This window comes from Pseudogemmobacter sp. W21_MBD1_M6 (assembly GCF_052119585.1).
Taxonomy (GTDB): Bacteria; Pseudomonadota; Alphaproteobacteria; order Rhodobacterales; family Rhodobacteraceae; genus JBGQOJ01.
This window is the reverse complement of the sequence record NZ_JBGQOJ010000020.1, coordinates 1-17,527: the sequence shown is the minus strand read 5'-3', so window position 1 is coordinate 17,527 and position 17,527 is coordinate 1. Positions and strand designations below refer to the sequence as shown.

18 protein-coding genes are annotated in these 17,527 nt (G+C 59.0%); 11 read left to right on the top strand and 7 right to left on the bottom strand.

The genetic code is table 11. The features are described 5' to 3' along the window. The first annotated feature begins 8 nt into the window (after window positions 1–8). The 11 genes from ACEN2R_RS16225 to ACEN2R_RS16175 all read left to right on the top strand — a co-directional run bounded on the left by ACEN2R_RS16225 (window position 9) and on the right by ACEN2R_RS16175 (window position 11,006). Entirely contained in the window at window positions 9–1,064 is a 1,056-nt protein-coding gene (locus ACEN2R_RS16225) for a cysteine desulfurase family protein (protein ID WP_442043723.1), read from the top strand. A gap of 20 nt (window positions 1,065–1,084) precedes the next feature. Continuing rightward, window positions 1,085–2,608 carry a Fe-S cluster assembly protein SufB gene (gene sufB, locus ACEN2R_RS16220; RefSeq protein WP_442043766.1) on the top strand — a complete coding sequence of 508 codons (1,524 nt, stop codon included), beginning with the start codon at window positions 1,085–1,087 and terminating at the stop codon, window positions 2,606–2,608. Between the two features lie 60 nt (window positions 2,609–2,668). Then, complete coding sequence (sufC, locus tag ACEN2R_RS16215) at window positions 2,669–3,424, top strand: Fe-S cluster assembly ATPase SufC (RefSeq protein WP_442043722.1); 756 nt, start codon at window positions 2,669–2,671, stop codon at window positions 3,422–3,424. Next, window positions 3,424–4,710 (top strand): Fe-S cluster assembly protein SufD, encoded by a 1,287-nt coding sequence (gene sufD, locus ACEN2R_RS16210; protein ID WP_442043721.1) that lies wholly within the window; start codon window positions 3,424–3,426, stop codon window positions 4,708–4,710. The genes sufC and sufD overlap by 1 nt, the downstream gene beginning before the upstream one ends. Window positions 4,711–4,716: 6 nt before the next feature. Further along, complete coding sequence (locus ACEN2R_RS16205; protein ID WP_442043720.1) at window positions 4,717–5,229, top strand: YIP1 family protein; 513 nt, start codon at window positions 4,717–4,719, stop codon at window positions 5,227–5,229. Between the two features lie 9 nt (window positions 5,230–5,238). Further along, a complete protein-coding gene (locus tag ACEN2R_RS16200) occupies window positions 5,239–5,829 on the top strand; it encodes a Yip1 family protein (protein WP_442043719.1) in 591 nt (196 codons plus the stop codon). Between the two features lie 3 nt (window positions 5,830–5,832). Beyond that, entirely contained in the window at window positions 5,833–7,053 is a 1,221-nt protein-coding gene (locus tag ACEN2R_RS16195; protein WP_442043718.1) for a cysteine desulfurase, read from the top strand. Between the two features lie 140 nt (window positions 7,054–7,193). Further along, complete coding sequence (locus ACEN2R_RS16190; RefSeq protein ID WP_442043717.1) at window positions 7,194–8,081, top strand: ABC transporter permease; 888 nt, start codon at window positions 7,194–7,196, stop codon at window positions 8,079–8,081. Continuing rightward, entirely contained in the window at window positions 8,078–8,887 is an 810-nt protein-coding gene (locus ACEN2R_RS16185) for an ABC transporter permease (protein WP_442043716.1), read from the top strand. Before ACEN2R_RS16190 ends, ACEN2R_RS16185 begins: the two co-directional genes overlap by 4 nt. A gap of 8 nt (window positions 8,888–8,895) precedes the next feature. Beyond that, the gene (locus ACEN2R_RS16180) at window positions 8,896–9,990 is read left to right on the top strand and encodes an ABC transporter ATP-binding protein (protein ID WP_442043715.1); all 1,095 of its coding nucleotides are present in this window, start codon (window positions 8,896–8,898) and stop codon (window positions 9,988–9,990) included. 23 nt (window positions 9,991–10,013) lie between these two features. Then, complete coding sequence (locus ACEN2R_RS16175; protein WP_442043714.1) at window positions 10,014–11,006, top strand: hypothetical protein; 993 nt, start codon at window positions 10,014–10,016, stop codon at window positions 11,004–11,006. Here the strand turns inward: ACEN2R_RS16175 and ACEN2R_RS16170 are convergent. The 7 genes from ACEN2R_RS16170 to ACEN2R_RS16140 all read right to left on the bottom strand — a co-directional run bounded on the left by ACEN2R_RS16170 (window position 11,003) and on the right by ACEN2R_RS16140 (window position 17,449). Continuing rightward, entirely contained in the window at window positions 11,003–11,620 is a 618-nt protein-coding gene (locus ACEN2R_RS16170) for a TetR/AcrR family transcriptional regulator (RefSeq protein WP_442043713.1), read from the bottom strand. The two genes, ACEN2R_RS16175 and ACEN2R_RS16170, sit on opposite strands and share 4 nt — an antisense overlap. After that, the gene (gene ppk2, locus ACEN2R_RS16165; protein ID WP_442043712.1) at window positions 11,613–12,482 is read right to left on the bottom strand and encodes a polyphosphate kinase 2; all 870 of its coding nucleotides are present in this window, start codon (window positions 12,480–12,482) and stop codon (window positions 11,613–11,615) included. The genes ACEN2R_RS16170 and ppk2 overlap by 8 nt, the downstream gene beginning before the upstream one ends. Before the next feature lie 55 nt (window positions 12,483–12,537). Then, a complete protein-coding gene (locus ACEN2R_RS16160; protein ID WP_442043765.1) occupies window positions 12,538–13,527 on the bottom strand; it encodes an alpha/beta fold hydrolase in 990 nt (329 codons plus the stop codon). Then, a complete protein-coding gene (metA, locus tag ACEN2R_RS16155) occupies window positions 13,505–14,422 on the bottom strand; it encodes a homoserine O-acetyltransferase MetA (protein WP_442043711.1) in 918 nt (305 codons plus the stop codon). Before metA ends, ACEN2R_RS16160 begins: the two co-directional genes overlap by 23 nt. 41 nt (window positions 14,423–14,463) lie before the next feature. After that, a complete protein-coding gene (locus ACEN2R_RS16150) occupies window positions 14,464–15,321 on the bottom strand; it encodes an ATPase (RefSeq protein ID WP_442043710.1) in 858 nt (285 codons plus the stop codon). Window positions 15,322–15,477: 156 nt separating this feature from the next. Next, window positions 15,478–16,581, bottom strand: a complete 1,104-nt coding sequence (locus tag ACEN2R_RS16145) for an OmpP1/FadL family transporter (RefSeq protein ID WP_442043709.1) — start codon at window positions 16,579–16,581, stop codon at window positions 15,478–15,480. Window positions 16,582–16,690: 109 nt separating this feature from the next. Beyond that, complete coding sequence (locus ACEN2R_RS16140) at window positions 16,691–17,449, bottom strand: DMT family transporter (RefSeq protein ID WP_442043708.1); 759 nt, start codon at window positions 17,447–17,449, stop codon at window positions 16,691–16,693. Between the last annotated feature and the right edge of the window lie 78 nt (window positions 17,450–17,527).

Here is a 17,527-nt window from a genome sequence, read left to right as displayed (position 1 = left end):
GTAAAGTGATGTCCCGCGTTTATCTTGACCATAATGCGACGACGCCTGTGCGGGCCGAGGCGCGGGCCGCGATGATTGCGGCGATGGATGCGGTTGGCAATCCGTCCAGCGTTCATGCCGAGGGGCGCGCGGCCAAGGCCATTGTCGAGCGGGCGCGGGGTCAGATTGCGGCAGCGTTCGGGGCAGAGGGGGCGGATATTGTTTTCACCTCTTCGGCGACGGAAAGTGCGGCGCTGGGGTGTGCAGGGCGGGGTTTGCGGTGTGGCGCGGTAGAGCATGACGCCGTGCTGGCCTGGGCGCAGGCAGATCTGCCGGTGGACCGGATGGGGCGGGTCGCGGTTGCGGATCCTGCGGCAACCGCGTTGCAGATGGCCAATAGCGAGACCGGGGTTGTGCAGGATCTGCCCGCCGGGCTGGCCCTGACGGATGCAACGCAGGCCTTCGGGAAGCTGCCGGTTGCCTTTAACTGGTGCGGTGCCGATATGGCGCTGATCTCTGCTCATAAGCTGGGCGGGCCAAAGGGCATTGGTGCGCTGGTTCTGAAGCGCGGACTGGATGTGCCGGCGCAGATCAGGGGCGGCGGCCAGGAGATGGGGCGGCGGTCCGGCACGGAAAACATCATCGGAATTGCGGGATTCGGGGCCGCAGCCGAGGCCGCAGCGCGGGATTTGGCCGACGGACGGTGGGCGGAAATCGAGAAACTTAGAAATATTCTAGAATTAAGTATTGAGGCTTCTGCAAATAAGACTATTTTTGTCGGGAAAGATGTGGAAGGTGGCAACCGGCGTTTGCCGAACACGTCCTATATGCTGACACCCGGCTGGAAGGGCGAGACGCAAGTGATGCAGATGGACCTTGCCGGGTTCGCCGTTTCGGCGGGTTCGGCCTGTTCCAGCGGAAAGGTAAAGGCCAGCCGCGTTTTGATGGCCATGGGCTTTGACGAGGCGAAGGCCGCCAGTGCGATCCGCGTGTCGCTGGGGCTGGACACAACCAAGGAGCAGGTGCTGCGCTTTGCAGAGGCCTGGCTGGCGCAACATGCGAAGTTTCGCGCGCGTGCGGCATGATGGATAGAACGGAGACGATGATGGCAGCTTTGGACACAACAGACGTAAAAGAAGGCGTTGATCAGGACACGGTCGATGCGGTGCGCGGCCTGTCCGGCAGCTATAAATACGGCTGGGCGACGGACATCGAGATGGATTATGCCCCCAAGGGCGTGAATCGCGACATCGTAAAGCTGATATCGGCCAAGAACGGCGAGCCGCAGTGGATGACCGACTGGCGTCTGGCGGCGTTCGAGCGTTGGGAAAAGATGGAAGAGCCCGACTGGGCCATGGTGAACTACCCCAAGATCGACTATCAAGACCAGTATTACTACGCCTCGCCGAAATCTATGGCAGAGAAGCCGAAGTCGCTGGACGATGTCGACCCCAAGCTGTTGGAAACCTATAAGAAACTGGGTATTCCGCTGAAGGAGCAAATGATTCTGGCGGGCGTCGAGGGGGCAGAGAATGCCCCTGCCGAGGGTCGCAAGGTCGCTGTCGATGCGGTGTTCGATTCGGTTTCCGTGGGCACGACCTTTCAGGCGGAACTGAAGAAGGCCGGCGTGATCTTTTGCTCGATCTCGGAAGCGATCCGCGAGCATCCAGAACTGGTCAGGCAATATCTTGGCACGGTCGTTCCCGTGACCGACAACTATTTCGCGACGTTGAATTCGGCGGTCTTTACCGACGGGTCGTTTGTCTACATTCCGCCCGGAACGAAATGCCCGATGGAACTGTCGACCTATTTCCGGATCAACGCCGAAAACACCGGCCAGTTCGAGCGAACGCTGATTATCGCCGACAAGGGTGCTTATGTGTCCTATCTGGAAGGCTGCACCGCCCCCAAGCGTGACACCAACCAGCTGCATGCGGCGGTGGTGGAACTGGTGCTGCTGGAGGATGCGGAAATCAAGTATTCCACCGTTCAGAACTGGTACCCCGGCGACGAGAACGGCAAGGGCGGCATCTATAACTTTGTGACCAAGCGCGCGGATTGCCGTGGCGACCGGTCAAAGGTGATGTGGACGCAGGTCGAGACTGGCTCTGCCGTGACGTGGAAATACCCGTCGTGCATCCTGCGCGGCGATGACAGTCAGGGCGAATTCTATTCGATCGCCATCGCCAACAACTTTCAGCAGGCCGATACCGGCACCAAGATGATCCACCTGGGCAAGAACACCAAGTCGCGGATCGTGTCCAAGGGGATCAGCGCGGGCCATGCGCAGAATACCTATCGTGGCCTTGTGTCGATGCACCCGAAGGCGAAGAATTCGCGCAACTATACGCAATGCGACAGTCTTTTGATCGGGGGCAATTGCGGCGCGCATACCGTGCCCTACATCGAGGTCAAGAACAACTCGAGCCGGGTCGAGCATGAGGCGACCACATCCAAGGTGGACGACGACCAGCTGTTCTATTGCCGCAGCCGTGGCATGGATGAGGAAGAGGCGGTCGCGCTGGTTGTGAACGGCTTTTGCAAGGAAGTCTTACAGGCCCTGCCGATGGAATTCGCGATGGAAGCGCAGGCGCTTGTGGCGATCAGCCTTGAAGGCTCTGTTGGATAGAAATTCAGGCATTCGGGGACTGCTCCGGTGCAAAACGAACGCAGATAAACGGATAAAATAATGTTGAATATCAAGAACCTGCACGTCAAACTTGAAGAAGAAGACAAGCAGATCCTCAAGGGGGTCGATCTGACGATTGGCGCGGGCGAAGTGCATGCGATCATGGGGCCGAACGGGTCCGGTAAATCGACGCTGTCCTATGTTCTGTCCGGCAAGGGCGGCTATGACGTGACCGAAGGCTCTGCGATGCTGGACGATGTCGACCTTCTGGCGTTGGAGCCGGAAGAGCGCGCCGCGGCGGGCCTGTTCCTTGCGTTCCAGTATCCGGTGGAAATTCCGGGTGTCGGCAACATGACCTTCCTGCGCACCGCGGTGAACGCGCAACGCAAGGCGCGCGGCCAAGAAGAGATGTCGGCGGGCGAATTCCTGAAGGTCGTGCGCGAAAAAGCCAAAACGCTGAAGATCGACGCCGAGATGCTGAAGCGTCCGGTCAACGTCGGCTTTTCCGGCGGCGAGAAAAAGCGCAACGAGATCCTGCAAATGGCGATGCTGGAGCCCAGGATGTGCATCCTCGACGAGACGGATTCGGGTCTTGACGTTGACGCGATGAAGCTGGTGTCAGAGGGGGTGAACGCCCTGCGATCCGAGGGCCGGTCGTTTCTGGTTATCACGCATTATCAACGGCTTCTCGACCATATTAAACCTGATGTCGTGCATATTATGGCCAATGGCCGGATCATCAAAACCGGCGGACCCGAACTGGCGTTGGAGGTCGAGAACAATGGCTATGCGGATCTGTTGACGGAGGCGGTGTAATGGCGCTGCCGCAAGTCAAACAGGACGCAACCGACGCGCGGCTTGCCACGCTGACCTTGCCCGAAGGCGCGGCCTGGGCCACGGCGTTGCGTCGCGAGGCACTGGGGCGGGTTCAGGCCATGGGCTTGCCGTCGCGCCGCGACGAATACTGGAAATTCACCAACCCGACCACGTTGGTTGACGCCGAAGCCGGGCGTGCGGCTGTGCTGAAGGCCGAAGAAACACCCGTTTTCGACAGCATCGACCGGCTGAAGATCATCTTTGTCGACGGCGTATTTGACGCCGATGCGTCGGATGATCTGGCGCTGGCAGGGATCGAGATAGAGCGGCTGTCCGATGCGATGGCGGCCGATATTCACTGGGTCAAGGACCTGTACGGCACCTTGGAAACACGGGGCCAGACGCCCGTGCATCGCCCGCTAGCGGCGCTGAATACGGCCTTTGCCTCGGACGGTATTGTGATCCGTGCGACGGGGAAGGCCACAAAGCCCGTCTCGCTGGTTTATCTCCATAAATCAGAGACTTCTGACGCGATCCTGCATCATTGCATTAAGCTTGATGCGGGTGCTGACCTGACGTTGCTTGAAAACGGTCCGGCGGCGGCGCGGCTCAACAAGGTGATGGAAGTCGATGTTGCCGACGGCGCGTCCTTTCACCACATTCGCGCCCAGGGTCGCGACCACGAACGCCGTGCGGTCACGCATATGTTCGCCCGTCTTGGTGCAGAGTCGACGTTCAAATCCTTTACCGTCACGGTCAACGGCCTGCTGACGCGAAACGAGGCGATCATCGAGTTCACTGGTGATCACGCCGTGGCCCATGTGGCCGGTGCGGCGGTCGGCGACGGTATGTTCGTGCATGACGACACCGTCTTTGTCACCCATGACGCCCAGCATTGCGAAAGCCGTCAGGTGTTCAAGAAGGTGCTGCGCAACGGCGCGGTCGGCGTGTTTCAGGGCAAGATTCTTGTCAAAAAAGATGCCCAGAAAACAGATGGTTACCAGATCAGCCAGTCATTGCTTCTGGACGATGACAGTCAATTCTACGCCAAGCCAGAGCTGGAGATCTACGCCGATGATGTGATTTGCAGCCATGGCTCCACCACTGGCGCCATCGACGATACCGCACTGTTCTACCTGCGCTCTCGCGGGGTGCCGGAGGCGGCGGCGCAGGATCTTCTTGTGCTGGCATTTCTGGCCGAGGCGATCGACGAGATCGAGGATCCCGATATTTCCGCCGACATACTGGGGCGTCTGGACGGCTGGCTTGCCCGCCGTCGTCGTTAAGCGCCGATGCCGGTGACAACGGATATCCTGCGCAGTTACCGTGCTCCGCGCGCGGTGGTGCGCGACCTGTTGCGGCAAGGTCCAAGAGAGGACCGCGCGCTGGTTTACCTGATGGTCGGCTGCCTGCTGATCTTTGTGGGTCAATGGCCGCGTCTGGCACGCCAGGCCTTCGAGACGCCGGAACTGACGCTGGATCTGTTGATCACCAGCGCGCTTTTGGGATGGTTGTTCCTTGCTCCTTTGGTGTTTTACGGGTTGGCCGCGCTCAGCCATGCGATAATGCGGGTGTTTGGCGGTCGGGGCAGTTGGTTTTCCGCCCGGCTTGCCATGTTCTGGGCGCTGCTGGCGGCGTCGCCGTTCTGGCTTTTGAACGGGCTGGTCGCGGGGTTCGTCGGGCCGGGGGCTGCCTTGACATTGACCGGATCAGTTACGGGAATTTCATTTCTTTACATATGGTTGGTCGGGTTACTTGAGGCGGAATTCCCGTCCGGTCCTTCCACTGATCCTGCGTCAATATAGGCCTCGTTTATGGATTTTTCCCTGACCAACCTTCTGCGACTGGCGCGTTACACCGCAGTTAATCCGCGCGACGGGGCGCAGCAGGTTCTTGATCTGAACCTGCCGCGCGATGTGTTGTGGAAGATGCTGGTGCTGACCGTGGTCATCAGCACCCTGCTGACGCATGTGGGCGTGATGTTGATGCCCGGAACCTCGCTGCTGATGACCGAGGTGATCGGCTCTCCTGTGCTGACGGGGGTGGTGCAGGTGGGGCTGTTGGTTCTGATGGTCTATTGCGTTTACTGGATCGGCCGCGCGATGGGCGGGACGGCGGCGTTCGACGACGCGCTGGCGATGGTGATCTGGTTGCAGTTCATCATGGTCTGCGTGCAGGTGATCCAGACCGCATTGTTGCCGATCGCGCCGATGCTGGCGGGGCTTTTGGGGTTGGCCAGCATCGTCTTATTCTTTTGGCTTTTGACCCATTTTGTGGCGCTGATTCACGGGTTTAAATCTCTTCCTTCGGTTTTCATCATCATTATTGCCGCGATTTTCGGCGTCATTTTCGGGCTGAGCCTTTTGTTGGCGCTCATCTCGCTTTCTGTTCCCGGAGGGGTCTGACCCATGTTCGATGTCACAAAGATTCGCGCTGACTTTCCGATCCTGTCGCGTCAGGTGAACGGCAAGCCGCTGGTCTATCTGGACAATGGCGCATCCTCGCAGAAGCCACAGGGTGTCATTGATGCGGTGACCCATGCCTATTCACATGAATATGCAAATGTTCACAGGGGCTTGCACTATCTTTCTAATGTGGCAACCGAGAAATACGAGGCAGTGCGCGGCACGGTGGCGCGGTTCCTGAACGCAGGGCTTGAGGACGAGATCGTGTTGGGCACCGGCACGACCGAGGGCATCAATCTGGTGGCCTATGGTTGGGCCATGCCCCGCATGGAAGCAGGCGACGAAATTGTGCTGAGTGTGATGGAGCATCATGCGAATATCGTGCCCTGGCATTTCCTGCGCGAGCGGCAGGGTGTCGTGCTGAAATGGGTCGATGTGGATGCCAATGGCGATCTTGACCCGCAGGCGGTGATCGACGCGATCGGCCCCAGGACAAAGCTGGTGGCGGTGACCCATATGTCTAATGTTCTGGGCACGGTGGTGGATGTGAAAGCCATCTGCGCGGGGGCCCATGGCAAGGGCGTGCCGGTGTTGGTGGACGGGTCGCAGGCGGCGGTGCATATGCCGGTCGATGTGCGTGATATCGACGCCGATTTCTATGCGGTGACCGGGCATAAGCTATACGGCCCGTCGGGGTCGGGCGCGACCTATATCAAAGCCGCGCGGATGGCCGAGATGCGCCCGTTCCTTGGCGGCGGCGATATGATCCGCGAGGTTCAGAAGGATTTCGTCACCTATAACGACGCGCCGATGAAATTCGAGGCGGGGACGCCGGGTATCGTGCAGACCATCGGTCTGGGCGTGGCGCTGACCTATATGATGGACATCGGCATGGACAATATCGCGGCGCATGAACGCGTGTTGCGGGACTATGCCCAGTCCAGATTTTCGGGCCTTAACTGGCTGCAAGTGCAGGGAAATTCGGCAAACAAGGGGGCGATATTCTCGTTCACGCTGGACGGCGCGGCGCATGCCCATGACATTTCTACCGTGCTTGACAAAAGGGGTGTGGCAGTTCGCGCGGGGCAGCATTGTGCGGGGCCGTTGATGACGCATCTGGGGCTGAATGCCACCTGCCGCGCATCCTTTGGCATGTATAACACGGTGGACGAGGTCGATGTACTGATCGACGCGCTGGAGCTGTGCCACGAGCTGTTCGCCTGACGCCGGCCTGAAATTCAGGCGGCCGCAAGGGAATAGCGCGCAGCCGCATCTAAGCCCTTGAGGTTGTCGCGAATTCCTTACATGCTTTGCACCGGACGCCACGGCGGCGTCACAGTGGCGGCGCAGGGGAAACCAGACGCATGATACTTGGCGAACGTCTGCGACGGTGGAGCAGGACAGAGGCCGCATCGGGGCTTTTGCTGGTCAGCCCCACGGCCATCTACGCGCTTTTGCTATTGCTTGTGCCGCTAGGCGCAATTTTCGTCGTCAGCTTCTGGACGCAGGACTTTTTGACCTTCGACAAGACGCCCACCTTGAAAAACTACACCGAGGCGCTGACCGATCCACTGTATATGCAGCTGATGTGGCGGTCAGTATTCATCTCGTTGGCGGTCACGGCGGTGACGGTGATCCTGGCGTTCCCGGTGGCCTATTTCATCTCTTTCCACGTGCCAGTGAACCGCAAGTCGCTGTGGATTTTCCTGATCACCATCCCGTTCTGGACCAGCTATCTGATCCGCGTGTTCCTGTGGAAGGTGATATTGGGCTATAACGGCGTGCTGAATTCCGGCCTGTTGGGGCTGGGGATCATCGACGAGCCGCTGACCTTTATCCTATATAACGCCAATGCCGTGGTGATCACGCTGGCCCATGCCTATGCGCCCTTCGCCATTCTGCCTATTTTTGTGGCGCTGGAAAAGATCGACCGCTCGTTCCTCGAGGCAAGCCGCGATCTGGGCGAGAACCATATTGTCACCTTCCTGCGGGTGACGCTGCCTTTGGCGATGCCGGGGGTGGTGGCCGCGACGCTGATCGTGTTCATCCCGACAATCGGCGACTATGTAACGCCGCGCCTTGTGGGTGGGCCGGATGGCCTGATGATTGCCAACATGATCCAGACCCAGTTCCTGCGCCTGAACAACGCGCCGATGGGGGCGACGCTGGCGGTGATCGCCATGGTGATCGTCACCGCCATTTCGCTGGCGTTCATCGTGGTGAACCGGAAATTCCTGAAGGGGCGCAAATGAAGGGCGGCGGTTGGCTTAGATCATACACCATCGGTTATCTGGTCTTTTTGTACCTGCCGATCCTTTTGCTGCCGATGTTCGCGTTCAACGACGCGACCGTTATCGCCTTTCCGCTCAGGGGGTTCACAACCCAGTGGTTCACCGAACTGACGCAGATCACCGCCCTGCATGGTGCGGTTAAGAACAGCCTGTATATCGCTGTTATCACGTCTGTTTTGTCCGTCACATTGGGTATTTGCGCGGCCCGCGCCGCCACCAAATATAACTTTCCGCTGAAGAAAAGCATCATCGGTTTCATCATGCTGCCGCTGGTTCTGCCAGAAATCATCGTTGCGGTGTCGTTGCTGGTGGTGCTGCTGCAACTGGGGCTGGACCTGACGCGCTGGACCGTCATCATGGGGCATGTGTTGATCTGCACGCCGTTCTGCATCGCGATCCTGAACTCTGCCTTCGGCAATCTCGATGCCTCGCTCGAGGAGGCCGCCTATGACCTTGGCGAAACCCGTTGGTCGACGTTCCGCCTGATCACGCTGCCGCTGGTCATGCCCGGCATCATTTCCGCCTTGCTGATCTCGTTCACCATCTCGCTGGACGAATTCATCATCGCCTTTTTCCTGACCGGCACAGAACCAACGCTGCCCGTCTATTTGTGGAGCCAGCTTCGGTTTCCCGCGAAAATCCCTGTGGTCATGGCGCTTGGCACGATCCTTGTCGTGGCCTCTGTCGTGTTGTTGACCGTTGCTGAATACTTCCGTCGCCGCGGTATCCGCCGTGCGGGCGGCAAAGATACCGGAGGTTTCCTTTGAAGGATACAATGACCACCCGCCGCCCGCTGATCGAGCTGCACGATGTGCAGAAATATTACGGCGATTACCACGCGTTGCGCGGTATTACGCTGGACATCGAAGAGGGAGAGTTTTTTTCGCTGCTGGGGCCGTCGGGCTGCGGCAAGACCACCTTGCTGCGCACCATTGCCGGATTCGAGGATGTGTCCAGCGGGGTTGTTCTGCTGGACGGTCAGGATATGGACAGGGTGCCACCGAACCTGCGACCGACCAATATGGTGTTCCAATCCTACGCGATTTTCCCGCATCTGACCGTGGGGCAGAACGTGGGATTTGGCCTGCGCAAATCCGGGAAATCCAAGGTCGAGATCGCCGCTGCCGTTGACGAGGCGCTGGAGATGGTCGGCCTGAAGGGCTACGGCGCGCGTGCGGCGCATGCGCTTTCGGGGGGGCAGCGGCAGCGCGTGGCGCTGGCCCGAGCCTTGATCCTGAAGCCGAAGGTTCTGTTGCTGGACGAACCGCTGTCGGCGCTGGATAAAAAGCTGCGCGAGCAGATGCAATCGGAACTGCGGCGTTTGCAACGGCAGGTCGGGATCACCTTTATTCTGGTCACCCACGATCAGGAGGAAGCGTTGATCATGTCGGACCGGATCGCGGTGATGTTCGAGGGCTCTATCGCGCAACTGGACAGTCCGCAGCAATTGTATCGCCGTCCGGTCAACCGCAAGGTCGGCGATTTCATCGGGGTGATGAACTTTTTGCAGGCCCGGGTGCTGGGGCAGACAGGGCGCATGGTCTCGGTCGATGTCGAAGGGCTGGGCCACGTCGATCTGGACGAGGAACAATGCCCCGGCGGCGTGCCGGAAGACGAGGCCAGCATCGGCATCCGCCCTGAAATGATGTCGATCCTGTTCGAGGGCGAGACCACCGCCAAGCGCATTGCCGAAGGGCAGGTGACCGAGGTCGAATATCTGGGCGACATGACCTATTACGACGTCAAATTCGACGGTGTGGAAAAGCCGCTGGTGATCTCGATGAAGAACCTTGTCGGGCGTAAGGTTCTGGAACGGGGCGACCGCTGTCGCGTGACATGGGACGCGCGGTCGCTGGTTCTATTTGGGTGACTTCCTTCTCGACGCCTTGGACCGTGACGGATGCAAACGCCGGACATCTTGCGGCACTTGCTCCATCGGTGTTCTTTCATGCGCGGCCAAAACTGGCGACGTCGCTGGTGGCGGGGCGTTTCAAACTGCTTGGCGCTTTTGCGGAATACGCGGCGGGGAAGGGACGCGGGGTCGAGGTGCTGCACACGTCAGAGGCGTCGCGCGGGCTGATTGATGCCCGCCAGCATTTGCATGTTTTCATGGAAGACCGGCCCGTTTTTGCCCCGAACTGTTTCCACTGCGTGCCTGCTTACCTGCGGGGATATTGGTATTTTGACGAGCTTGCGACGCGCAATAATTCGTCGACCCGGTTGTTGCCGTTCAATCCGCGCCCCATGAGCCAAAGCTTCGCGGACAGGTTTCATGAAAAGCTGGTCGAGCAGTTCGTGGTGACCAATTTCTCGAAATATGCCCAAGCGGATCGTGGGGCGGATATTCAGGTGGGGTGTCTTGCGTTCTTTGCACAGGATTTCAGGCCGCCGCGCGACTATCCCGACTACATGACCGCGCATGACATGATCAGGGCGGCGATTGCCGTCAAAGGCGCGCGTGCGCTGTATATAAAGGCCCACCCAAACCAGCCCGAAGCGGACCTTGCAAAGCTGCGCGCCTATCATGCGCCCGAAAACGGCGTGTATTTCACGCAGGCCAGCATCCATGATCTTCTGGCCGCCGCCGATGTGGTTCTGACCTTGTCGTCTGCTGTCGGGTTCGAGGCGTTCCTGCACAAAACGCCGGTGATCCTGGCCGCGCAGACCGATTTCTGGCACAACGCCGTTACCCTGACAGATCCGGCACATATGGCGGGGGCGTTGACGGCGGCGCTGGGGCGCCACTGGCCCTATACCAAATATCTGACGTGGTTCTTACATCACAACTGCATCGCCGATCGGGCGGCGGCGCTGCCGGATATTCTGTCGCGGGTTCACCGCAAAGGGTTCCGCTTTGCCGATATGGGCGGACAGGGGTTTTTCTAATCGTCGGGGGCGATCAGGCCAAGCCCGCGCAGGTAGATCCCGATGCCGGTCTCCAACAAATCCTCTGGCGGAAACGGCGATTTCGTACCTGGACTGCCCCGCGCGAACAGCTCTACCACCCCGTGGCTCAACGCCCAGATATGCGCGCTGAACATCGCGGCGGGGGGGCGTTTGTCGGCGGGAATATGTTGCGACAGTTCTGTCGCCGCAGTTTCCAGCACGCCAAGGGCGCGTTTGGCGACGCGGGCCAGTTCCGGCGTGCGGTTGACCGATATACCGCTTTCGAACATCGCGACATAGTGCCCCGGAAACCGGCGGGCAAAGGCAAGATACGCGCGGCCCGTCGCCTCGAATGCACCCAGGGCGGTTGGTTTGCCGCCGTTGTAGGCGTGCTCCATCAGGTCGCCGAAAATCTCGTAGCCCTGACGCGCGGCCTCGGCGATCAGGTCTTCGCGGCCCTCGAAGTGGCGGTAGACGGCGGCGGGGGTGACGCCCGCCTGTTTCGCGGCCTCTGACAGGGTAAAGCCCGTAGGGCCTTTTTCCTCAATCAGGACAAGGGCGGATTTCACCAGTGCCTCTGCCAGATTGCCGTGATGGTAGCCGCGTTTAGACATTCCAGATGTCCGGCCCGCCGCAGATCGCAGGATCGGGCGCACAGGCGATACTGCTGTCCTTTTCGGCATAGGGGATCGCCGACAGCACGGTTTGCATCGCCGCAATCCGTGCCCGGTTCTTGTCGTCGGACCGGATGATCGTCCAGGGCGCGTGACCGGTATGGCTGCGGGTGAAGGTTTCCTTAATCGCCGCGCTGTATGCATCCCAGCGTTTCAAGCCCTCGATGTCGATCCAGCTGAGTTTCCATTGCTTCAGCGGGTCTTTTTCGCGTTTCAGGAACCGCCGCAGTTGTTCTGCACGGCCCACGTTCAGCCAGAGTTTGAAGACATAGATCCCTTCGTCCACCAGCATCTTTTCGAACTGGGGAAGTTGCGAAAAGAAATGATCGCGCTGCGTCGGGGTGCAGAACCCGAAGACATGTTCGACCACAGCGCGGTTATACCACGACCGATCGAACATCACGATCTCGCCGCCGGCGGGCAATTGCTGCACATAGCGCTGGAAATACCATTGTGTCGCCTCGCGGTCAGAAGGCTTTGGAAGGGCCACAACGCGGGCCACACGAGGATTAAGATACTCTGAGAACCGACTGATTGTACCACCTTTTCCCGCCGCATCGCGACCTTCGAACACGATACAGACCCGCGCGCCGCTGTCCTTGACCCAAGCCTGCAATTTGGTCAGCTCGATCTGAAGCGCCTCTATCTGTTTGGCGGCTTTCTTGCCTGACATTTGCGCGTCATAGGGAAAATCATCCGACAGGATATTGTCCTTGTCGGTGGTCTTGATGGCCACGCGGACATCGGCGGGGGCTTCGGATTCGAAATATTCGGTGATGGCGCCGTCGAATGGAACTGGCATATGGGAAAGCCCCCTGAATGTGATTGTTGGCCCCACAGTATTGCGCTTTGGCGGTCTAACGCAATCCGGCGCGATGCGCGGCGCGGTCAATCGCGTCGACCACTGCCTGTGGCGCGGCATGATGCGGCATGTGGCCGATGCCGTCCAGTCGCGTAAGATGCGCACCGGCAATCTGGTGTGACAAAGGGGCAGAGTGGATATCCAGCGGAACGATCGTATCCTTGGTGCCGTGCAGAATTTCCACCGGCATAGTGAGTTCGCCGTAATGCTTTGACATTTCAATGATTTGCGGACGCAAGTTGTTCACCTGCTGAGCGTTCGCTCGCATGCTTTCGCGGCGCACGGTCAATCCGGCCCCCACAAATTGCGCATAGCCGTCAGGGGCGGTCTGCGGGGCAAAGATGCTGGCGATGGTGCCCTCGATCATCGTATCCGGGGCGAAGGCGGTGATCAGCGGCACAACTGTAGCACCCCCCAGCGCACTGGCGTTGATCGTGTAAAGCGCGCCCAGATCTCCCGGCCAGGGGTTTGACACTGCAGAGACCAGCACAAGCGCTGCCGTATCCTCGGGGTGATGCAACGCCCAGGCCAAGGCAACCGCCCCGCCAAAGCTGTGCCCCAGCACAATCGGCTTTTTCACACCCAGTTGCCGCGCCGCCGCATGCAGCAGATCAGCCTGATTGTAGGGCGATTCAAATTTGGTATTGAACGGCCCCACAGCACCCGGCAGGCGGTCGGTCCAGCCCAGACCGGGGCGGTCGAACACGATGACGCGGTAGTCGTTCTTGACCCGGTTGACAAATTCATAGGTGAAGTCGCGGGTATTGCCGCTGGCACCGTGGATCAGCACCAGATCCGGCCCCGATCCGGTGACAATCACATGCACCTTTGAGCCGTTTACCGTCAGGATGCGGCCATCGGGCGGATAGGCCAGTTCTGCTGCGGTCTCGCGGGTTGTGGCGCGTTTGTCGACATAGGCGCAGCCGGAAATGACCGAAGCGGCAAGGGTGATGGTGATCAGGTTATAGGCCAATGTGTTCCGCATCATATGGAGTTGACTGGTAAATCTGGTTCAGCCAGTTGCCATATAGAAGGTGCGCGTGACTTCTCCAGCGATTTTCGGGCGGCATCGCGGGATTGTCATCGGGGTAGTAGTTCATCGGCACGTTGATCGGCGTGCCCGCTGCAACGTCACGGTCGTATTCCTCTTTCAGGGTTCCGCTGTCATATTCAAAATGATTGAAGATATAGAGCGCGCGATGCGCGGAATCCTCGACCAGACAGGGGCCCGCCGCCTCTGATCCAAGCAGCGTGTTCAACCCTTTCGCCGCGTCGATCTCGGGTTGGCGCATTTCCGTCCAGCGGCTGACGGGGATCACGAAATTATCCGAGAACCCGCGCAGATAAGGCGACGCCGGGTTCAGGTTGGCGTGCTGGAAACAGCCGAACGCCTTGGCATCCAGCATATGTTTCTGGATTCGGTGGAAATGATAGATCATCGCCATGCCGCCCCAGCAAACGCCAAAGGTCGAATGCACGTTGGTCTGGGTCCATTCCATCACCTCGATCAGCTCGTCCCAATAGGTCACCTCCTCGAAGGGTAGATGTTCTATCGGGGCACCGGTGATGATTAATCCGTCGAACTTTCGGTGTTTAATATCCTGAAACGATTGATAAAACGCATCCATATGCTGGACCGATGTGTTGCGCGTCTGATGCTCTGTCATCCGGATCAACGTCAGTTCGATCTGAAGCGGCGTCGCCCCGATCAGGCGGGCGAACTGCGTTTCTGTCTGGATTTTTTTCGGCATCAGATTAAGCAGGCCGATCTGAAGCGGCCGGATGTCCTGATGTGCCGCCTGATCGTCCGACATGACCATGACGCCTTCGTTTGACAGGATGTCATAGGCGGGCAGGTCAGAGGGAAGTTTGATCGGCATGGCGAAAGCTCCGGTTTGGGACAGGGTAGATAGGATATGTGTTAACGCGCCTCAAGGGCGGCGGCGATCAGCGCTTCGAAATCGGTGGCGGTCTGGACCTTGGCGACATCCTCGGCGGTGACGGTCACGCCCCATTCGGCCATGGCTGCATAGCGCGGCTGACGATGGGCAAGGGCACGGGCGTAGGTCCAGCGGACAAAGGCATCTGGATCAACTTTGTCCTCTGACACATTGTTTTCAAATGTATATTCCTTCCATGCAAGGCGCAGGAAGTCGGGCTGATAATACATAGGCTTCGGCGCTTTGTCGAAGCGGCGGATCAGTTCGGCGGTATGCGCATCAGAGCCTTTGATCCAGACCATCAGCGTCGCGTCGGACAGGGCCGTCAGGACGGAGTCGGCGGCATTGTCAGGCTCGACCACTTCGCAGATCGACCCGCCGCTGTCGCAGACAAAGTTGTCGTAGCCATACAGATCCTTGGCCCGCGCGATAAAATGGGCGGTATCCAGCAGCGCCGCAGTTTCCGCCACACGGTGCTGTTCCTGCCGCCGCATGTATTCGTCGAACGGCACGCCGCCCTTGGACGGATCGCCCGGCTTGCCCAAATAGGTGGACAGCGGCGCAAGGTTGTCGAAGGTGATGTTCGAGGCAATGTAAATGCTGTCCGACCGCAGAAGATCGGCCAGAAACGGCGTTTTCATCGCCTCGCGTTTGAAATTATCGACGATGTGCTCGCCCATGTAGCGGGTGCCGATGCGGTAATCTATGGAATAGTGAAACCAGGTGCCAGAGGCGCGCAAGGTATTGGAAACATGCGTTTTTCCCAGACCTGACATGCCAAACAACAGCACGCGCTTATTGGTGGCGCTGGTCCAGTCGGTTGCAGTTTCATAGATCATCGTGGCGGTCCCTGATGGCATTTCCTGCCTGTTATCAGGGATTTGCGCCTTGGGAAAGACGGCTGAACAGGATCGCCGGGGTTGGTCCGTCACTGTTTCAGACAAAAAAAGCCCCGCGTTCGGGCGGGGCTTTCGGGGCTTGGGTTTGCGGTTGGCCTAAAAGGTATACCCGACCTTGAGGCCGACAGCGACCGCGTGGTTGTCGGTGAAGTTGGCGGCAGGGTTTGTTGCACCCAATTCGGTATATGCGTCACCGATCCAGACGTAGCGCACACCGCCGGTGATCTTCATATTGCCACGGGTGTAGGTGGCGCCAAGGCCAAGGCTTTTGTTGCCGTTGGTCGGCCCGAGATTGGAGGAAGAGCCGCTGGCGGCCTTCTCGTATCCGACCGTGACCGCACCGGACCATGCATCGTTGAACTTGCGGCCAACACCAAGGGCGTAGGTGATTGTGTCGTCATCGTAGGACACGATCGACGTGCCGCCGGTGACCGTTCCATAGTCCTTTGGTGAAATCTTGAATTCGGACCAGTCAACCCAGCGCACCGAACCAAAAACCAGTGTGTTCGCCGCAACGCCGCTTTGAAATTCAAGGTTCAGCGATTGCGGTGTTTCTATAGCTGTGTTTGAAACACGCCCCTGACCGAACGCGGTGGTGCCTTCAGTTGTTTCGATGTTGTGCTTTATCTTGGAATTGTAAGTCAACGCCACCCGCAGTGCGATGTCTGGGCGCTCGTATGCCGCACCGACAAGATAACCGGTGCCTGCATCGCTATTGCTGGTTGCGGAGTAGTTGTTCACGAACGGGATTTTTGCCTGTGCCTCGAATGTCTGGTAGCGAAGGCCGCCATAAACACTGACATTCGACGGCAATGTATATTTCAGAACGCCGGTGATCGCGTTCGATTTCAGCTCTGCTGTCGACCCTGTGGCGTAGTAACTGGTGCCTGTCGGATAGACGACGTTTGCACCGTATGGCTGGTCGAAAATGATCGCCGCGTCCAGCCCGTTGCCAAAGCTGTGCTTATAGGCGGCGCCGACCTGGCTGTAGTTGTCGGCCATATCGCCGGACGAAAAGCCTCCCAGCACTGCGACAGCCGTTCCCGACACCTCGGGGCTGACCGAACCAAAGCTCAATTCTGCGTAGTTGCCCTTTTCGAAAATAACCGCGACGGATTGCCCCGAGCGGTCAATGCCTCCCGCGTGTGCCGCGCCTACTGATACCACTAGGGCAACTGCCCCGGTTACAACATTCTTCATGTCCTCATCCCCATCAAGACTTATAGTTATGCCAAAAACCTACAGTGTGCCCGTTTCTTCGGTCAATTCGTAACGCCGCGTCACGACTTCGTCATATGGCAGACTGCCGTCACGTCACGACCCGTTTGCGCGATTCAGCTAGAATATTCGAATAATTTGCGGCGAATATAAGGCCGGCACCTAAGAAAACCGCCATATCTAGTGGTTCATTGTAGACAGCCATACCAATGATGGCAATAACCGGCAAACGCGCAAAGTCGAAGGGAATGACGACCACGGCAGGGGCGACGGACAGGGCCTTGGTCAGGCAGAAGTGGGCAATCAGACCCGCGCAACCGATCAACAGCAGCCAGGGCGCCGTGGTGGCAGAGGGCAGTGCGATGTCCCCGTCGTAGCCCGCGCAGATCAGGCCGAACACCGCCTGCATGATGGTCAGCCAGAACAGGATGCAGGTGATGGTTTCGGTGCGGGTCAACAGCTTGGTAAACAGCGCCGATCCGGCAAACCCCACGGCGGCCAGTGCGGCGGCGATCACACCGGGGCTAAGGTTCGACGGATCGGGGTGCGCGACGATCAGGATGCCGATGAACCCCAGAACCGCCGCCATCGCGCGTGTGCGGGTCAGACGCTCTTGCAATACCAGCGGCGCCAGCAGCGTGACCCAAAGCGGCGAGGTGAATTCCAGCGCAAAGACCTGCGCCAGCGGGATCACGGTGATCGCAAAGAACCACAGGTTCTGGCCCGCGAAATGCGACAGGTTGCGGATAAAGTGGATGTGCGGGCTGCGCGTGGTCACTTGCCGCAGGCTGCCCGTGACCGTGCCGACTGTCAGGACAAGAACGATGCCGATGAGGCTGCGGTAAAACATCAGGGCACCTCTAAAAATTGCGCCTGATCTGACGGCGGTGTAGACATTGGGCCAGTGTGAGATGGAGGCTGGTTGTCA